Raw genomic sequence first — 266 nt, forward strand, 5'->3', positions numbered from 1 at the left:
GTTCGCGCATCGTCGGCGTCATTCGCTGGAGAACCTGAATGGTGCTCCAGAGCTGATTCTGGTACGCCTCGTTCCATCTGGCTTCGTCGGTTTCGTCCAGCGTCGCGCGTATCGGGTTGGGCGGGCGGCTCGTATTCACGACGACGATGTCGAGGCCACCGAATTCGCGTTCGATCGCGGCCGAGAGGTTCTCCACGTCGCTGCTCACGCGCATGTCTCCAGCCACCGGAAGCGCCCGTACGCCGTACTTTTGTTCGATCTCGTCC

At 62.0% G+C, this 266-nt stretch carries 1 protein-coding gene; it reads right to left on the reverse strand.

From position 1 onward, the window contains the following. Positions 1-208 (reverse strand): SDR family oxidoreductase (locus tag SB752_RS32590; protein WP_410719526.1); only part of this gene is annotated, 208 nt, incomplete at its 3' end. Positions 209-266: the final 58 nt, after the last annotated feature.

It is taken from the genome of Brevibacillus sp. SIMBA_040 (genome assembly GCF_046535075.1).
Taxonomy (GTDB): Bacteria; Bacillota; Bacilli; order Brevibacillales; family Brevibacillaceae; genus Brevibacillus.